General features: G+C 59.1%; 17 protein-coding genes. 5 read left to right on the top strand and 12 right to left on the bottom strand.

The window, feature by feature from the left end:
• Nucleotides 1-71: 71 nt before the first annotated feature.
• On the top strand, nt 72-872 hold the full coding sequence (ybgF, locus tag LDN04_RS04620; RefSeq protein ID WP_223906912.1) for a tol-pal system protein YbgF: 801 nt from the start codon (nt 72-74) through the stop codon (nt 870-872).
• Nucleotides 873-920: 48 nt separating this feature from the next.
• Here the strand turns inward: ybgF and tatB are convergent, their stop codons facing one another.
• Complete coding sequence (gene tatB / locus LDN04_RS04615) at nt 921-1187, bottom strand: Sec-independent protein translocase protein TatB (RefSeq protein ID WP_223906909.1); 267 nt, start codon at nt 1185-1187, stop codon at nt 921-923.
• 76 nt (nt 1188-1263) lie between these two features.
• Here tatB and LDN04_RS16835 point away from each other — a divergent pair, with 76 nt between their 5' ends.
• The 3 genes from LDN04_RS16835 (at nt 1264) to LDN04_RS04605 (ending at nt 3001) form a co-directional block, all read left to right on the top strand.
• Nucleotides 1264-1386, top strand: a complete 123-nt coding sequence (locus tag LDN04_RS16835) for a hypothetical protein (RefSeq protein WP_255573255.1) — start codon at nt 1264-1266, stop codon at nt 1384-1386.
• Nucleotides 1383-2297, top strand: a complete 915-nt coding sequence (nadA, locus tag LDN04_RS04610; protein WP_223906906.1) for a quinolinate synthase NadA — start codon at nt 1383-1385, stop codon at nt 2295-2297. Before LDN04_RS16835 ends, nadA begins: the two co-directional genes overlap by 4 nt.
• Before the next feature lie 170 nt (nt 2298-2467).
• Nucleotides 2468-3001, top strand: a complete 534-nt coding sequence (locus tag LDN04_RS04605; protein ID WP_223906903.1) for a gamma carbonic anhydrase family protein — start codon at nt 2468-2470, stop codon at nt 2999-3001.
• An 80-nt stretch (nt 3002-3081) separates the two neighbouring features.
• On the opposite strand, the gene LDN04_RS04600 is transcribed toward LDN04_RS04605, so the two are convergent.
• The 8 genes from LDN04_RS04600 to LDN04_RS04565 form a co-directional block, all read right to left on the bottom strand.
• Nucleotides 3082-3372: a hypothetical protein gene (locus LDN04_RS04600; protein WP_223906901.1), complete on the bottom strand. Its 291-nt coding sequence runs from the start codon at nt 3370-3372 to the stop codon at nt 3082-3084.
• A 59-nt stretch (nt 3373-3431) separates the two neighbouring features.
• Nucleotides 3432-4478, bottom strand: a complete 1047-nt coding sequence (locus LDN04_RS04595; protein ID WP_223906898.1) for a glycosyltransferase — start codon at nt 4476-4478, stop codon at nt 3432-3434.
• Nucleotides 4450-5466 (bottom strand): PAS domain-containing protein, encoded by a 1017-nt coding sequence (locus LDN04_RS04590; RefSeq protein WP_223906895.1) that lies wholly within the window; start codon nt 5464-5466, stop codon nt 4450-4452. The genes LDN04_RS04595 and LDN04_RS04590 overlap by 29 nt, the downstream gene beginning before the upstream one ends.
• Before the next feature lie 18 nt (nt 5467-5484).
• Entirely contained in the window at nt 5485-5748 is a 264-nt protein-coding gene (locus LDN04_RS04585; RefSeq protein WP_223906893.1) for a sulfurtransferase TusA family protein, read from the bottom strand.
• Nucleotides 5749-5804: 56 nt separating this feature from the next.
• Nucleotides 5805-6896: a YeeE/YedE thiosulfate transporter family protein gene (locus LDN04_RS04580; protein ID WP_223906890.1), complete on the bottom strand. Its 1092-nt coding sequence runs from the start codon at nt 6894-6896 to the stop codon at nt 5805-5807.
• Between the two features lie 55 nt (nt 6897-6951).
• Nucleotides 6952-7338 carry a YbgC/FadM family acyl-CoA thioesterase gene (locus tag LDN04_RS04575; RefSeq protein ID WP_223913337.1) on the bottom strand — a complete coding sequence of 129 codons (387 nt, stop codon included), beginning with the start codon at nt 7336-7338 and terminating at the stop codon, nt 6952-6954.
• A 304-nt stretch (nt 7339-7642) separates the two neighbouring features.
• A complete protein-coding gene (locus LDN04_RS04570) occupies nt 7643-7924 on the bottom strand; it encodes an HU family DNA-binding protein (RefSeq protein WP_214173733.1) in 282 nt (93 codons plus the stop codon).
• 259 nt (nt 7925-8183) lie between these two features.
• Nucleotides 8184-10631, bottom strand: coding sequence for a penicillin-binding protein 1A (locus LDN04_RS04565; protein WP_223906887.1), 2448 nt, complete (start codon nt 10629-10631; stop codon nt 8184-8186).
• Nucleotides 10632-10861: 230 nt separating this feature from the next.
• On the opposite strand from LDN04_RS04565, the gene LDN04_RS04560 reads away from it, so the two are divergent.
• The gene (locus tag LDN04_RS04560; protein WP_223906885.1) at nt 10862-11929 is read left to right on the top strand and encodes a DUF3187 family protein; all 1068 of its coding nucleotides are present in this window, start codon (nt 10862-10864) and stop codon (nt 11927-11929) included.
• Here the strand turns inward: LDN04_RS04560 and LDN04_RS04555 are convergent.
• The 3 genes from LDN04_RS04555 to uvrA are packed head-to-tail and all read right to left on the bottom strand — an operon-like array spanning nt 11926 to nt 16258.
• Nucleotides 11926-12861, bottom strand: a complete 936-nt coding sequence (locus LDN04_RS04555) for a DMT family transporter (RefSeq protein ID WP_223906882.1) — start codon at nt 12859-12861, stop codon at nt 11926-11928. The genes LDN04_RS04560 and LDN04_RS04555 overlap by 4 nt on opposite strands.
• A 42-nt stretch (nt 12862-12903) precedes the next feature.
• On the bottom strand, nt 12904-13401 hold the full coding sequence (locus LDN04_RS04550; RefSeq protein WP_223906880.1) for a hypothetical protein: 498 nt from the start codon (nt 13399-13401) through the stop codon (nt 12904-12906).
• 43 nt (nt 13402-13444) lie between these two features.
• A complete protein-coding gene (gene uvrA / locus LDN04_RS04545; RefSeq protein ID WP_223906877.1) occupies nt 13445-16258 on the bottom strand; it encodes an excinuclease ABC subunit UvrA in 2814 nt (937 codons plus the stop codon).
• Nucleotides 16259-16420 lie beyond the last annotated feature (162 nt).

The raw sequence follows: 16420 nt of genomic DNA, 5'->3' as shown, positions 1-16420 counted from the left end.
GGAACTATCAGAGAGGGGCGTAAAAATTACGCCCCTCTTTTTTCAAGGGTAAAACAAGGAGGATGCTGGTTATGCGGTTGAATACCGTGGGACTCTCCCTGGTCACGCTGCTCGCAGTCGCGGGCTGTGCCAGCAGGGGGGAAATGGAAAGCCTGCAGCGCGACACGGACGAGCTGAAGACCCGTGTGCTGCAAATGGACAAAGATCTGGGAGCGACGCGGAACGAAGCGCGAGAGATCGTGGAAAAGGCCCAGGGATACCAGAAGGACATGGAGGCCCTGCGCCGGGGAGCGGCCGACCTCCAGGCGACCCTGGACAGCGCCAAAGTCGACCTGCAGGTGCTGACCGGCAAGGTGGATGACGCAGCCCTTCTGGCGAAGAAGCCGGCCGACGATCTGGCTCTGGTGCGCGAGGACATGGAGCGCCGCTTCACCGCGATCGAAGAGCGCCTTTCGAAACTGGAAAAAGGTCTGTCAGAAACCATTGCCCGCGAGGAAGCGTCTCCGGACGCCATCTACCAGAAGGGGCTCGCCACCTTCAAGAATGGCGACCCGCAAAAGGCCCGGGAGCTTTTCACCCAGTTCCTCCAGAAATTCCCCAAACACGACCTGGCCGCCAATGTTCACTACTGGCTGGGAGAGACCTACTACAGCGAAAAGAACTACGATCAGGCCATCCTTGAATTCCAGGAGGTCATCAAGAACTTCCCGGGGAAGGAGAAGGTTCCGGCGGCCATGCTGAAGCAGGCCATGGCCTTCAGGGAACTGGGGGACGTCAAGAGCGCTCGGTATGTGTTCAAGAAACTTATCGACGATTTTCCCTTGGCGGATGAAGCGAAACCGGCCAGGGAAAAACTCAAGGAACTGAAATAACAAAAGGCGGGGAAACCCCGCCTTTTTCACTGGCACAGACCGCCGGCATCACACTTTGGCCGGCTCTTTCTTTTCGCCTTCCGTAGGAGCGGTTGTCGCGGCTTCCCTGGCGGCAACCTCCCGGGCTATCCGCTCCTTCTCATCCTGGGTCCGCGCTTCGTCCTCCACACTCTGTTTGAAATCATCGGTTGCACGCTTGAATTCCGCCAGCCCCTTCCCCAGAGAGCGGGCCAGGTCCGGCAGTTTCTGCGGCCCAATGACGATCAGCGCAATAACCAGTATGACGATCAGCTCGGGCATTCCTATGCCAAACATGGTAAACCTCTCAATGGCCGGTCACTCCCCGCCAGCCGCGCATTAATTGCTAAAATAATAGAGGTTTTGCCGAACCATGTCAAGAACGGTTGTCGGCGTACCCGGCAAAGGGTTTGACATGGCTGTCGATATTGTCTACTATTTCCCCCACCCCCTGACCGGGGAAGCAAGCCACAACCGCGAGGACCTGCCGACATGAGTGGAGAAACTGTCAAACGGGAGATCAGGCGCCTGCTCAAGGAGCGCAACGCCATCCTCCTGGCCCATAACTACATGCGCGACGAGGTGCAAGAGATCGCCGACATCACCGGTGACTCCCTGGCCCTCTCCATTGAAGCGGCCCGGGCGACGGCCGACGTGATCGTCTTCTGCGGCGTTCATTTCATGGCCGAATCGGCCTCCATTCTCGCCCCTTCCAAAACCGTCCTGCTACCTCGCCTGGATGCCGGCTGTCCCATGGCGGACATGGTGACGGTAGAAGGCTTGCGGGAGCTGAAGGCCAGGCACCCCGGGGTGCCTGTGGTCACCTACGTCAATTCCTCGGCCGCCGTCAAGGCGGAAAGCGATATCTGCTGCACCTCGGCCAACGCCCAGAAGGTAGTGAACTCCCTGACCGAGCCCGAGATCATCTTCGTTCCCGACCGCAACCTGGGGCGCTACGTGGCCAGATTCTCCACCAAGACCTTCCATTTCTGGGAAGGGTACTGCCCGACCCACGAGCGTCTCACGGCGGATACGGTCCGGCGACTCAAGGGTGAGCATCCCGACGCGCTCTTCATCTGTCATCCCGAATGTAATCCCGCCGTCGTGGAACTGGCGGACCATGTCTGCTCCACGAGCGGCATGTACGATTACTGCCACCATAGCACGGCCCGGTCCTTCATCATCGGCACCGAGGCAGGCATCCTCTACCGGCTGCGGCAGGAGAACCCGGACAAGGAATTCATCCTCGCCTCCCCCGCCCTCATCTGCCCTAACATGAAACTCACCTCCCTGGAGGACATCGAGGCGGCACTGACAGCCATGGTCCCCGTGGTCAAGGTGCCGGAAGAGATACGGGTGCCGGCGAAGAAGGCACTGGACCGGATGCTGGCAATTCCACGAGATTGATCGAACCGCGGCTTTTCCGCAATCTCTGCGTAAGTCTTCGGTTTTGCTTGTGCGGCGTAGCGATGTTTATGCCCGTTGTTTGGGTACTACGCCTCCGCGCTCAACCTCGACAGCCTTGATCTTGCGAAAAAACCGCATTCCCCAAAACGACTAAAAGGACAACACCTTCCATGATCAGGCCTTTTCAGGGAATTCATCCCCAGATCGCCCTTTCCGCCTTCATCGCCGAGACTGCGGTTGTTATCGGCGACGTTCAGATCGGTGAGCAGAGCAGCATCTGGTACAACGTGGTGGCTCGGGGCGACGTGAATTTCATCCGCATCGGCGACCGGACCAATATCCAGGACCTGACCATGCTCCACGTCACTCACCGGAAACACGCCGACGATCCGGGAGCACCGCTGATCATCGGCGACGACGTCACCGTCGGTCACAGTGTCACCCTCCATGGCTGCACCATCGAAAACGGCGCCTTCATCGGCATGCAAGCAATGGTCATGGACAAGGCGGTGGTGGGAGAAGGGGCACTGGTCGGTGCCCGCGCCCTGGTGACCGAGGGTACCGTAATCCCCCCCCATACCCTCTGGGTCGGTGCCCCCGCCAAGTTCAAACGCGATCTCTCTCCCGACGAGATCACCTGGCTCCGCAAGTCTCCCCAGAACTACGTACGGTATGCTCTCGAATATATCAACGACCCGTCCTGAAATGAGCAGAGCCCCGGCACGTTCCTCCCGCCGGGGCTCTGCCTTTCTGCTGTCGACCTACCGTACCACCAGGTGAGTTCCTAGCTCAATCGCTCCCGTGCCGTCTCCACCAGGCAATCGAACACCTCCTCGCGGGTAGCGATGAACCGCGGCAGTTCCTGGTTGAGGATGTCCTCCAGCATGTTCAGAACACGCCCGTCGTTACTCCCCAACTCATCCATTACCGCCGACAGCATTGGCAGCACCTCGTACAGGTCATCACGATTGAACGGTTCAGGGTCGGGTTTACCCCTGAATTTCGGCCTGTCACGATTGGCAATGTCCTTCGGGTATTTGTAGTAAAGATCCGACGGCTTCAGGGTGATGCCCATGTCTGTCTCCTGTCCCACTCGATTATTGTTTGCTTTCGCCTTGAAACTTCAGAGCAAATCTACGTCACACAGAGGAAATCCTCTCCTTCACGGAAACCGGAAGCCGTTGCCCAGCGCCGCAACTCTTCCCGCACCCCCCGGGTCCCGACGGTGACAAGAAGCCGGCCCATTGACGGCGTGACCGCATCGGCCGCAACGACTGGCACTCCGTGCAACTGACGGCCAATCTTGCGGGGGTCCACATCCACCCAGCGACTCACGGCAACCCCCTCCCGGTCAAGGGCAAGCCGCCAGGCACGCCCCTCTTTACCCGCTCCCGCCAGCATGACCTCGTCGGCACCGGCCAGAAAACTACGCCGCAAGTGGTGGGCCTTGCAGGCGCGGAAGGCTGCCGCCGTGTATTCCGCCATGGTGCGGGTAGCCCTGGCCGGTCGTTCCCTCCAGAAGAATAATGGCCGGGACAGCCGCGCAAAACGGACCCCTGCCGCCGCCAGCCGCAGCCAGAGATCATAATCCTCCGCCCACCCCATGTCGCGGTACCCGCCAACGGCGGCGACCACTTCCTTGCGGAACATGACGCTTGGGTGGACAAAGGGGGATTCCACGAACATGTCGCGCATGATCGCCTCGTGGGTGGCGAGGGAGTTCTGCCACGCCTCGTAGGCAAGCATGCCGACCTTAAGTCCGGTGCGGGGGAAATGGCGAAAGGAGCAGGCCACCAAGCCGGTTTCAGGCTGACTTCGCAGGCATGCCAGCTGGAGTTCCAGTCGCCGGGGGTGGGCGATGTCATCCCCGTCCATCCGGGCAACCAACGGAGCACGACAGGCGGAAAGACCGGCATTGAGGGCAGGAACCAGTCCACGCCCAACGGGATTGATGATCCGGATGCGCCGGTCGATATCGGCAGCGGCCGCCAGTATCTGAGGCGTAGCATCGGTCGATCCGTCGTCCACGGCTACCAGTTCCCAGTCGTCAAATGTCTGGCGTCGAAGGGACGCGAGGGCGTGGGGAAGATGATCTGCTTCATTACGGACGGGAAGCAGGATTGAAAGGGGGGGAATGTTCACGGAACTGCGGTCATAGGCAAGATTGACCCACGTCGGCACGGTGAAAGATGCCGCAGGTCACCAGCGGTTTGCCGTCCCTGAAGTTGCAACTGACGTTTCCCTTGACCGGCAGGGTGGTCCCGTCACGGGAGACGAATACGGCCTCGATTTCCCCTCCCTTTCCGGTGGATAGGAGGGCCTGGAAAAATCCCAGGCAGTGCTCGCGGCAGTCGGGGTGGATGATATCATGGATGGTCAGCCGATCGATCTCGTCTTCCCCGTAACCGAGAGCTTGTCGCCAGGCGCGGTTGACATAGAGAAACGTGCCGTCGGGAGTAACGCCCTGCACCATGTCCCGGGAGTTCTCCAGAAGGGTGCGGAACATCTCTTCGCTCTCCTGGAGGCTCTCCATCATCCGCTTGCGGTCGGTTACCTCGTTGTAAACCAGCACCGCATGGGTAATTTCGCCAAACCTGTTCTTGATGGGAGCGGCGGCAACATCGTAGTGGCACCCCTTCAATGCCCACTCCTGGCGCTGCAAACCAATCTTGCTCGCCATAACCTTGGCGAAGGTGCAGTCGGCAGGGGGGATATCCTGCCCACAGAGGACCTCACTGCATGCAGAGCCGATGACATCGATGCCTGCAGGAAGAAACATCTCCCGCAGCTTGGGATTGAATGCCTGAACCTTCATTTCGGCATCCAGCACCAGAATTCCTACGTTGGCAGCGGTTAGAATGGCCTGGATCTCATCATTGGCAAGCTTGAGCTTGTCGTTGGTGTCGTTGAGGTGATCGAGCACCTGGGCAAAAGCGTCGGCAATGATCCCGATAGGATCCAGTTCCAGTAATGTCGAATCGTTCAGTTCCTCGGCACGAAGCGGCAACGTCCCCATTACCCGCAACAGCTGGTTGACCTTGCTTCGTACGTAGACATAGGCCAAGCGCTCCCGCTCCCGCAGAAGATCGTTTTCCGCGACCAGACGCTGGATCTCGCCAGCCCCGGAAAGATTATCGACAACTCCCCGCAACCTCTCACCTAACTTCATGATTGTGAATACCCTCCGTCATGAGTGGCCCTGCTCGACCACTAAGAGATAGTAGTTATCTACCCGCCGAACCTCCACCCCATACCCCATGTTCTCGGCGGCATCGGGAATGGTTATCGTTGCGTCGCGGTTGTCGGTTTTAAAGACAAGCTGTATTTCTCCGTTGTGCAGCTGCTCCTTGCAGCGGTTCAGTTCCTTGAGGGCGATGAGTAGCGTTGCCGGGCAGAGTTGCCCTCTGATGTCGAATTCGATAATCTGGGGCGTTTTCTGTTCCTTATCCATGGGCTCCTCGTAAACGAACGGTTATCCGGTCCACTGTCAGGACCGATCTTCGATTATCAATTCCTTATTATCAGCCGTGTGAGGAGTTTTCCCCCAAGCCAGGCCCCCGGCAACAATCCCATAACGAACAGGATGCTCTGGATTGCCAGTATGGGCAGCCCGCCAAAGATGTGCCAAATGTTACAGCCCGGCGTCATGCGTGATGCCAGTCCCATTATCAGGCCGCCGGCGAAGGCCGAACCGTACTGACACACCGGGACCCGATAATAGAAGCGAAATTCCCTTACCAGGACGGCCGACACCAGACCCCCCAGTACGAGCCCCAGCAGGAGAGGGTACTGTATGGCCGCCACTCCATCAAAAGCAGGCCCCGGACCGCCGACAAGGCGCTCCTGCGTCAAAGGGTACCGATAATCGAGGGGCAATCCCTTGAAAAAGACCAATCCGGCAAAATGGCGAGGTGCGACGAACTGCTCGATGGAAGCACCCAGCTTGGCGTAGGCTGTCGTAATACCAAGGGGCATGCCAACAAGCAGATAGGAGCAAAGCCCCGTCAGGGCCAGAAGCAGGGCAGCCAGCCACGGCTGCAGGTAGCCTCGTACCGGGGAATGCCGTTGCAGTTTGCCCTGGCGAAGCCAGCGATACAGAAGAACCCCGACGACGACAACCGCCAGCGTTATCGGCAGCAAGGGATCGGCCCCGAGAGCGTCCGGCAACGTCAAACTCCCCTTGCCCATTATGGTCGCCCGCGCAAAAGCTCCCCACCAGGGATGGATTTCCCCATACAGCACACTTCCGAAGAGAAGACCCGCGAGAGCCACTCCGCTGAGCACACTCCCCGCGCCAAGCTTGTAGAGAGTCCCTACGACACATCCGCCCGCCAGAACCATCCCGACGCCGAAAAGCGCCCCTCCCACCAGACTGGCGAGAGTCGGGGGACCCAGCAGAGGAAAGGGGTAGAGTGGCAAAAACCCCATCAAACGGGCAGCTTCGAAGAGAATCATTGAGACAACGACAAGGAGCAAGAGTTGACGCAGCATAAATGCCTGGCGGAAGAGAAAGAAGTCACGGAATGCCCCCGCCATGCAAAAACCGGCACGATGCATGATGAACCCGGCCACCACCCCCAGAAGCAGTGATGCCGGCACAATAACCGCATATGCCGTGACTGTCAATGTACCAGCCCCTCTTCCACCGACTGAATCATGCCCCTTTGAGCACCTGAACCAGGTCAGACGGCAGCCGTTTCGCCTTCATTCCCGGCCCGACGCAAACCAACGTCACCCGCCCCTCGACAAGGAGTTTATCATCCAGATCCCTGACGACCTGCTGGCCCAGGGTAAAGGATGTTTTTCCCACCTCAAGGACCTCCGTCTCCAGCCGCACCAGATCATCAAGAACTGCCGGGGCACGGAATTCCACCTCCAGGCGGACCACCGGAAAAATGCTTCCCATGTCATGCAGCTCCCGCACCGATAATCCTTGCTCTCTCAAAAATTCGGTCCGGGCTCGCTCGAAATAATGGAGGTACCTGGCATGATAGACGACACCACCCGCATCCGTGTCCTCATAATAAATACGCAGTTTCATTCCTGCCATGACCTTTCTTGACACATACACCACCGGTGTGACGTCTCCCCGTCCCAGCATCGTTATACACAACCCGGGATGTTAGCCGCGCACTCAACAAAGTATATCACCAACGTTGCACCTAGTTCCAACAATTATCGTTGCCTCTGTTATTCGACTGCCGCTGTCAGTAAAAACTCCTGGATCCATGACACCTGACAAAAAAAACCCCGCGTAAGCGGGGTTTTCATGGAAACATATGCAGTCGATCAAACCACGCCATCAAACATTCGGTTCAATGGAGTAAGCGATCGGCCGGCAGGAATTACTTCTTCTTGGCAACAGCATCCTTAAGAGCCTTGCCAGGACGGAACTTGGGCACCTTGGCGGCGGCAATCTTGATTTCCTTGCCGGTCTGGGGATTTCTGCCAGTGCGGGCCTTGCGGCTGGCAACTTCGAAGCTGCCGAAGCCTACCAGGGTTACCCGGTCACCCTTTTTCAGGGCGCCGCTAACCGTAGAGATGAACGCACCTACTGCCTTCTCCGCTGCCGCCTTGGTCAGACTGGCCGACTTCGCTACCGCTTCGACGAGTTCTGCTTTGGTCATAGTAAACCCTCCTTTATGTGGTGTTTCACGAATACTATATTCATAAATTTGGCGTTTGCAAGGGTTTATTTAAAAAAAATTGTTTTTTTTTACGGCTATCGGGGGTTCGCCCATCCCACCCCCCGCATATCAGGATTAACTCAAAGCCTGGCAGAAACCTGGAGTGCAACACCCCGCCGATGGCAAATATCAGTCAAAACAACTGGTTAAAGCCGTGCGGGGAAACCCGCTAACGCCCCCTTGCCGGGGCAACAACCCTCTAATTACCGTCTCCATCATAGCTGGTCGGCTCAGTCCCCGTTATAAAGCATTCCGAGGCACTCCCCTCACTCCCCTGCCTGGCAAGCCGTCCGGTACGGGGATTAATGAGGGCAAAGACAATATTATCGGGAGGGGAGAAGCTCTGGACCGGTATGCCGGCCAGTCCCCGCTGCATGAAGTCAGTCCAGATTGGAGCGGCGGCCTGTCCACCCGACCCCCCCGCACCGAGCGATTTCTCCTGGTCGTAACCGACCCAGACGCCGGCCACCAATTGGGGAACATAGCCGACGAACCAGGCATCCTTCATATCATTGGTGGTGCCCGTTTTACCCGCCACCGGCCGGCCGAGTGCCCGGGCCCGCTGACCCGTACCGCTCGCTACCACGCTCTCCATCAGGTTAGTCATGATATAGGCAGTTTCCGGCGGAATGGCAGGCACCGCGGTCAGTTGGGTTGTCCCCTGAAGGGATTGGGGACGGGCGGTACCGTCCAGGGTCAGCTTCTGGGCGGAAGTGGCAGCCCCAAAGACCGGTAGCGCCGGCGGAGCGATCTCTTCCAGCACCTTCCCATCACGATCCGTTACCTTGGTGACAAAATAGGGGGTCGTCCTGTAACCGCCGGAGGCGAACACCGCGTAGGCGCTCGTCAGTTCCAGGGGGGTTACGCTGGAAGAGCCAAGGGCCAAGGTGAGATTGTTTTCCAGGGTCGACGTGATACCCAGCTTCTTCGCGAACTCGATGGCAGTAGTCACCCCGATTGTTTCGAGGATTTTCACGCTCACCACGTTGATGGAATTAGTAAGCGCCTCCCGCATCGTAACCGGTCCGCGATAGATATTGTCGTAGTTTTTCGGCTTCCAGGCCTTGTCCCTGCCACTGTCATACTCAACCGGCGAATCGTCGATAATGGTGGCCGCCGTCATCTTCCTGCTATCGATGGCCGCACCATAGATTATCGGCTTGAATGCGGAGCCGGGGTTACGCTTGGCCTGCATGGCACGATTGAACTGGCTCTTTTTGAAGTCGTACCCCCCTACCATGGCACGTACCCCGCCGGTGCGCGGGTCGATGGCAATCAGCGCCGCCTGGGCTTCCGGTTCCTGGTCGAGGGAGAAGACCGCCCCCCCCTTGTTCACGTCAGGGGTCAGCACCGACACCTCGACAACCGCGCCGAGAGGGAGGGATTTTCCTTTACCCTCCGTTGGTTTGCCATAACCGTTGACCAACGTCACCTTGCCAGCCCACGCCATGTTCTTTCGGGGGAGGAGGCCGGTCCGATCGCCGACGCGCACCGTCACGTCACCCTTGGCGGGATTCACCGCCGTTATCACACCCTGGTAGGTCGCCCCCTGCTTGAGGGAGGCAGAGTCGATGCCATCCTCCACCTTCTTGCAGAAATCGTCCAGTTCCGCTTCGTTCAGGTATTTGAGAGGGCCCCTGAAACCCTGGCGCTTGTCCACCGCCTTGAGGCCGTTCACCACCGCGTCATAGGCCGATTTCTGCATTTCGGCGTTCATGGTGGTATAGATCTTCAGCCCATCCTTGTAGAGCCGGTCTTCGCCGTATTTATCCTCAAGCTGGATACGCACCTGCTCCAGGAAATAGGCCGACTGGTCACTGTTGACCTTCTTCAGAGAACGGATGATAATCGGTGTGTTCCGGGCATGGTCTGCCTCGGCTTCGGTGATGAACCCCTCCTTCACCATCCGGTCCAGCACGTACTTCTGTCGCTCCCGCGCCTTATCCAGGTGCTTGATGGGCGAATAGGAATTTGGTGCCTTGGGAAGCCCCGCCAGCATGGCCATTTCCGCGAGGTTGAGCTGCTCTACGTCCTTGCCGAAATAGGTTTCCGCCGCCAGTTGCACGCCATAGGAGCCGGCCCCCATGTAAATTTGGTTCAGATAGATGTAGAGAATTTCGTCCTTCGAAAGCTTTTTTTCCATGCGCGTAGCGAGGATCGCTTCCTTGAGCTTGCGCGAAAACTTTTTCTCCGGCGTCAGAAGCATGGACTTGGCCACCTGCTGGGTGATGGTGGACGCTCCCTCCTTCTTCCGCAAGGAAATGAGATTCTTGAAGGCGGCCCTGGCGATTCCCAGGTAGTCGATCCCCCGGTGCTTGTAGAAATTGGCATCCTCCGCCGCGACGAACGCCTGAATCAGTTTCTTGGGGATCTTGTCCACCGGCACCACCGTCCGCCGCTCCAGGTAGAACTCGCCGACCAGATTGCCGTCAGCTCCGAACACCTGCGAAACGATGGGGGGCTTGTAATCGGCCAACCGGTCCACCATGGGCAATTTGGCAAGGAGAAAAAGGAAATAGACGAACAGCCCCAACAGGGCGATACCCGCCAGACCTGCGGTAACCAGCAGGAGTTTTTTACCCCGACTCCCGCCGGATTTACGCGGCAGGCGTCGGTTGGTCTGTTGTTGTCCCTGGTAGAGTTGCATAGAGGCAAGCTCCTCTGTAACGTCAAGAATGGTGCCGACTGATGGCTGTTCATTATCGCAGATTAGCCGACGAATTCAAGTATATAATAGGCGCAGCTCACGTCGGGAAAAGGGAGTGTGGCAACTTCCTTCCATCTTTTTTTCTGGCAATCAGTCCATTTTCAACTATCCTTGGAAATCATGCCGTCAGCCGCCATCATGTGGTCATATCTTGCACTGAGGAAGAGATAATGCGCCGGACTGAAGCCTGTAAGAGCCTTTACCGCAACGCCGATAGGATCAACCGGTCATCCCTTCACCTGGCGTTCGCGTTCTTCCTCTGCTGCCTGCTTTCCGCCCCCGACATCGCACGAAGTGCCGATATAACCCCTTTCCAGACCTTCAACCAGAGCCCGCTGATCCAGATTTTCGGCCTGCCGGCGGCGGAGAACGCGATACTGCAACCTGCCGGTCGCACTTTGACACTTCTGGGCACCGACATCGCCAACAATTTTGCCCATGATACGGCCCGGGGAGAACGGATTCTGCTCGATGGTGAGAGCTACCGTCTCACCCTGGGGCTGCGTCGGGGGGTCACGGACAAGATCGAGGTGGGAATGGACATCCCCTTGGTGGGACACGGAGCGGGGGTTTTCGACCACTTCATCGAGGGATGGCACGACTTCTTCGGCCTTCCCCAGGGGGGGCGGAAGGAAGCGCCGCGCAACCGGCTCCTCTATACTTACTCCCGCAATGACCGGGAGCAGCTGCACCTTGACGACTCCAGCTTCGGCCTGGGGGACATCCGTCTCACCGGCGGCCTGCAACTCTACCACGACCGGCAGCCGAACCCCCGCGCCGTTGCATTGCGGGCCAGCATCAAGCTTCCCACGGGGAGCAGTTCCAAGCTCCATGGCAGCGGCAGCACTGATGTCGCCCTCTGGCTCACTGCCAGCGACGACTACCTGTTGCCGGGTCCTTGGGGGCACCTGACACTGTTCGGCGCCACAGGCGGGATTGCCATGACCAACGGCGACGTACTACGGGACCAGCAACGCAATCTGGTCGGTTTCGGCGATCTAGGCTTCGGCTGGTCGCCGGCAGAATGGATAGCCTTCAAAACCCAGCTTTCCGGCACCACCCCCTTCTACCAGGGAAGCACGCTGAAAGAGCTGAATGCGCCCTCGCTCTTGTTCACCATCGGCGGCACCCTTGCGTTCTCACCCAACACGGCCCTCGACATCGGAGTTTCGGAAGACCTTGCCGTCTCCACCGCCCCCGATGTGGCGCTTCACCTGGGGCTCAGTCATCGGTTCTAGGCCTTGAGACTGCCACTGTCTTCTCCCCGATGGTAATCGATCCCGTAACGACGCTCCCGGTAGCGTCGAATCAGCATCGGCACGGCAACGGCACTGAAGATGAAGCCGCACCCCACCCATTCTTTCCCGCTCAACCGCTCACCAAGCACCGCCATTCCCCCCAGCACACTCCAGACCGGGTCCAGGGTGTAGATCAGTCCCGCCTTGGTTGGGGTCGTGTAGCGCTGGTAGGTATTCTGGAGGGTGAAACAGATGACCGTCGGGAAGATGGCACAATAGACAAGGGAAAAAACGGAAAGAGGCCCGAAGCGGAATGGAGGCGCCTGCATGAAAAGGCAGAGAGCCCCGCCAACGGCAGCCACAACGGCAAACTGGACGAGGGAGAGCAGGTAGACATCCTCGTCCCGCAGCACCTTGGAGACGGTGATGATGTGAATGGCAATGAACAGCGCGCAGACGGCGGAAAGGAGGTCGCCGTGGCTGAACCCCTCCACCCCTCCCCGGGCCAGCTGCCACAAACCGATGATCGCCAGGACGATACCGAAAAAGCTCCAGCGATCGACCCGTTCCCGCCAGACCAGGTAGCAGAGGAGCGGAATCAGGAGAACGAACAGGTTGTTGAGAAAGCCTGCCCGGGAGGCTGACGTGCCGCTCAATCCGAGCACGAAGGAGAGATTGGTCGCTGCCAGCGCCAGTCCGACGACTAATCCCTTCCACATGACGCTCCGGTCAATGCGGCGGAGCCGGGGGATACAGACTACCGTCATGATGAGGGTCGCAAGAGCGAAGCGGAGGAACATGAAGGTAACAGGGGGAATGTCCCGGAAACCGAGCTTGTTGAAGACGAAACTTCCGCCCCAGAGAAGCGTGGTGAGGATGAGTATGAAGGTCACTTTTGCTGGGGAGACCGTCGGTTGGCTGGTATTCGTCATGGGATGCCATTAAAAACTGGTTCGTCAGGCAAGTCAATCGTTTCACTGCTTCCCATCGGACTCCGCTGCACTCTCACGGGATGGCGGAGTACAGTCCGTTATCCCACGTAACCGCTCCAGCTCGTCAAGGGCGGCCTGCAACTCACCATTCAGTTGTACTTCCCTGACCAGCATCTGCCGGATACGGGCGATGGTTACCGCCGTCGTCAGGAATGATACGAGGCGCATGAACATCTCCCAGTAAATGAAATACGCCTTGGAATAGGGGTGGTAGGTGTATTTATCCGACAGGTACCAGCAGATCGCCGAGGCGCACGCGATGGCAAGCCCCGACCGTCTGCCGACGAACCAGGCGGAGATGGAAACGGGAATGAAGTAGAAGATGAAAAAGCCGAACTCATAGCCAGTGACGTAGTCAAGCCAGCCGATGAGGAGCAGGACCAGGAGACTGCAGATGTTGATGATCCGGTCCCGTTTCGGAGAAGGAGCGAGATGGAGATGGCCTCCCCTAAGGAAGGAAAGGATGTTGGGAATACTCATGCTACATCCTCTGGGCTCGCTTTATCACTGATGACAGTACCATTCACAGGAGTTTGCGCAGGAACTGCCCCGTGTAGGAGCGGGTAATGCGGGACACCTCTTCCGGCGTCCCCGTGGCGATCACCTCGCCCCCCCGGTCCCCACCCTCCGGCCCCAGGTCGATGAGGTAGTCGGCGGTCTTGATCACGTCCAGGTTGTGCTCGATGATGACGATGGTGTTTCCCCCCTCCACCAGTCGCTGCAGGACGTCCAGGAGTTTCTGGATGTCGGCGAAGTGGAGCCCGGTGGTCGGCTCGTCCAGGATGTAGATGGTGCGACCGGTGGCCCGTTTGGCCAGCTCCTTGGCGAGCTTCACCCGCTGGGCCTCGCCCCCCGAAAGGGTGGTGGCGGACTGCCCCAGCTTGATGTAGCCGAGCCCCACCTCCTCAAGGGTCTTCAGCTTGGTCCTGATGCGGGGAATGTGTTCCATGAACTGCACCGCCTGGGAGACGGTCATGTCCAGAACCTCGGCGATGGATTTCCCCTTGTAGCGCACCTCCAGGGTCTCCCGGTTGTAGCGGGCACCCTTGCAGACCTCGCACTGGACGTAGACATCGGGAAGGAAGTGCATCTCGATCTTGATGATGCCGTCTCCCGAGCACGCCTCGCACCTCCCCCCCTTGACGTTGAAGGAGTAGCGCCCCGGCTTGTAACCGCGCACCTTGGATTCGGGGAGCTGGGCGAACAGGTCGCGAACGTCGGTGAAGAGCCCGGTGTAGGTTGCGGGGTTGGAACGGGGGGTGCGGCCGATGGGGGACTGGTCGATGTTGATCACCTTGTCCAGCGCCTCCAGCCCTTTGATGTCCCGCACCGCCCCCGCCTTTTCCCGACTCTTGTAGAGCCTCTGACCGAGCACCTTGTAGAGGGTGTCGATCACCAGGGTCGATTTCCCCGAGCCCGAGACCCCGGTAACGCAGGTCATGACGCCGAGGGGAATTTGTACGTCCACCTGCTTCAGGTTGTTTTCCGTGGCGCCGACGATCTTCAGGAACGTCCGAGGCTTGCGCCGCTTTTTCGGGACTGCGATGGAGAGCGCACCCGAGAGGTACTGGCCCGTGAGGGATGCCGGATTCGCCATGATCTCGGCCGGCGTCCCCTGGGCCACCACCTCGCCACCGTGAACCCCTGCCCCCGGCCCCATGTCGATGACATGGTCCGACTCCAGGATGGTCTCCTCGTCGTGCTCCACCACGAGCACCGTATTGCCGATGTCCCGCAGGTGCTTGAGGGTCTGGAGGAGCCGGGCGTTGTCACGCTGGTGGAGGCCGATGGAGGGCTCGTCCAGGATATAGAGGACTCCCACGAGGGATGAGCCGATCTGGGTGGCAAGGCGGATCCGCTGTCCCTCCCCGCCGGAGAGGGTGCCGGAGGAGCGGTCGAGCGAAAGGTAGTCAAGCCCCACGTTGACCAGGAAGTGGAGCCGCTCCCGTATCTCCTTCAGGACCCGGCGGGCGATCTCCGCCTCCTTTTCCGTCAAGTGGAGGTCGGCGAAGAACTCCAGGCATTCCTTGATGGAGAGGGCCGTGACCTCGCAAATGTTCCGCTCGTTGATCCGGACGTAAAGGGCTTCCTTCTTCAGCCGCGCCCCCTGGCAGGTGGGACACGGCATGACGTTCATGTACTTCTCCAGCTCCTCCCGCACCTGCTCCGAGTCGGTCTCCCGGAAGCGGCGCTCCAGGTTGGTCAGGACCCCCTCGAACTCCTTCTGGTAGGTATGGCGGCGACCGCCGTCCTCCTCCCACCAGAACTCCACCTTCTCTCCTCCCGAGCCGTGGAGTATCACCTGCTGGGCCTTATTCGGAAGCTTGCTGAAGGGGGTGCGTATGTCGAAGTCGTAGGCCTTGGCCAGAGCTTCAAGGGTCAGGTGGTACCAGCCGGAGAGGCGCTTTTCCCACGGGGCGATGGCACCGTCCCGGATGGAGAGGTCAGGATTCGGGACCACCAGGTCGGCGTCGAAGTACATCCGGGTGCCGAGGCCGGTGCAGTCGGGGCAGGCGCCGTAGGGGTTGTTGAAGGAGAACATGCGCGGCGTCATCTCCGGGTAGGAGATACCGCAATCTATGCAGGCGAGAGACTCGGAGAAGAGCATGGTCTCACCATCGACAATGGCCACCTTGGCGATCCCCTCCGCATGGTTGAGGGCCACCTCCAGGGAGTCGGCCAGTCGCCGCTCCAGCCCCTCCTTGACGATGAGCCGGTCCACCACGATGTCGATGTCGTGCTTCTTGTTCTTGTCGAGGGTGATCTCTTCGGCCAGCTCAAAAGGTTTCCCGTCGATGATCACCCGGGTGAAGCCGTCCTTACGCAGTTGTTGGAGTTCCTTCCGGTACTCACCCTTGCGACCGCGCACCATGGGGGAGAGGAGGTTGAGCCTGGTCCCGGCGGGGAGCGCCATGATCTGGTCCACCATCTGGGATACGGTCTGGGAGGTGATCTCCTTGCCGCAGCTGTAGCAGTGGGGGCGGCCGACCCGGGCAAAGAGGAGCCGGAGATAGTCGTAGATCTCGGTGACCGTCCCGACGGTGGAGCGGGGATTCTTGCTGGTGGTCTTCTGCTCGATGGAAATGGCCGGGGAGAGCCCTTCGATGGACTCCACGTCCGGTTTCTCCATCTGCTCCAGGAACTGGCGGGCGTAGGCGGAGAGGGACTCCACGTAACGGCGCTGTCCCTCTGCGTAGATGGTGTCGAAGGCGAGGGTGGACTTTCCCGACCCGGAGATACCGGTGATGACTACCAGCCGGTCCCGGGGAATCTCCACGTCGATGCACTTCAGGTTGTGCTCGCAGGCCCCTTTGATGATGATCTTGTCGCTTGCCATGATGCTCCAGCTTTCGTAATCACACGGAATGAATGCCCCGTCCTGGGGCGAATAGTAAACTATAGCACACTGCAAAGGGCTTTGGCAGTTCCTTCATTAAACCTCTACATTGTCACATTTCCCTCGAAAAACTTGATTCTTTTTGGAAGGAGAGCAGACCGT

The sequence above is a fragment of the Geobacter sp. AOG1 genome, assembly GCF_019972315.1.
GTDB lineage: Bacteria > Desulfobacterota > Desulfuromonadia > Geobacterales > Geobacteraceae > Geomobilimonas.
Note: the sequence above shows the minus strand (reverse complement) of the source record. Positions and strands in the feature narration are given on the sequence as shown.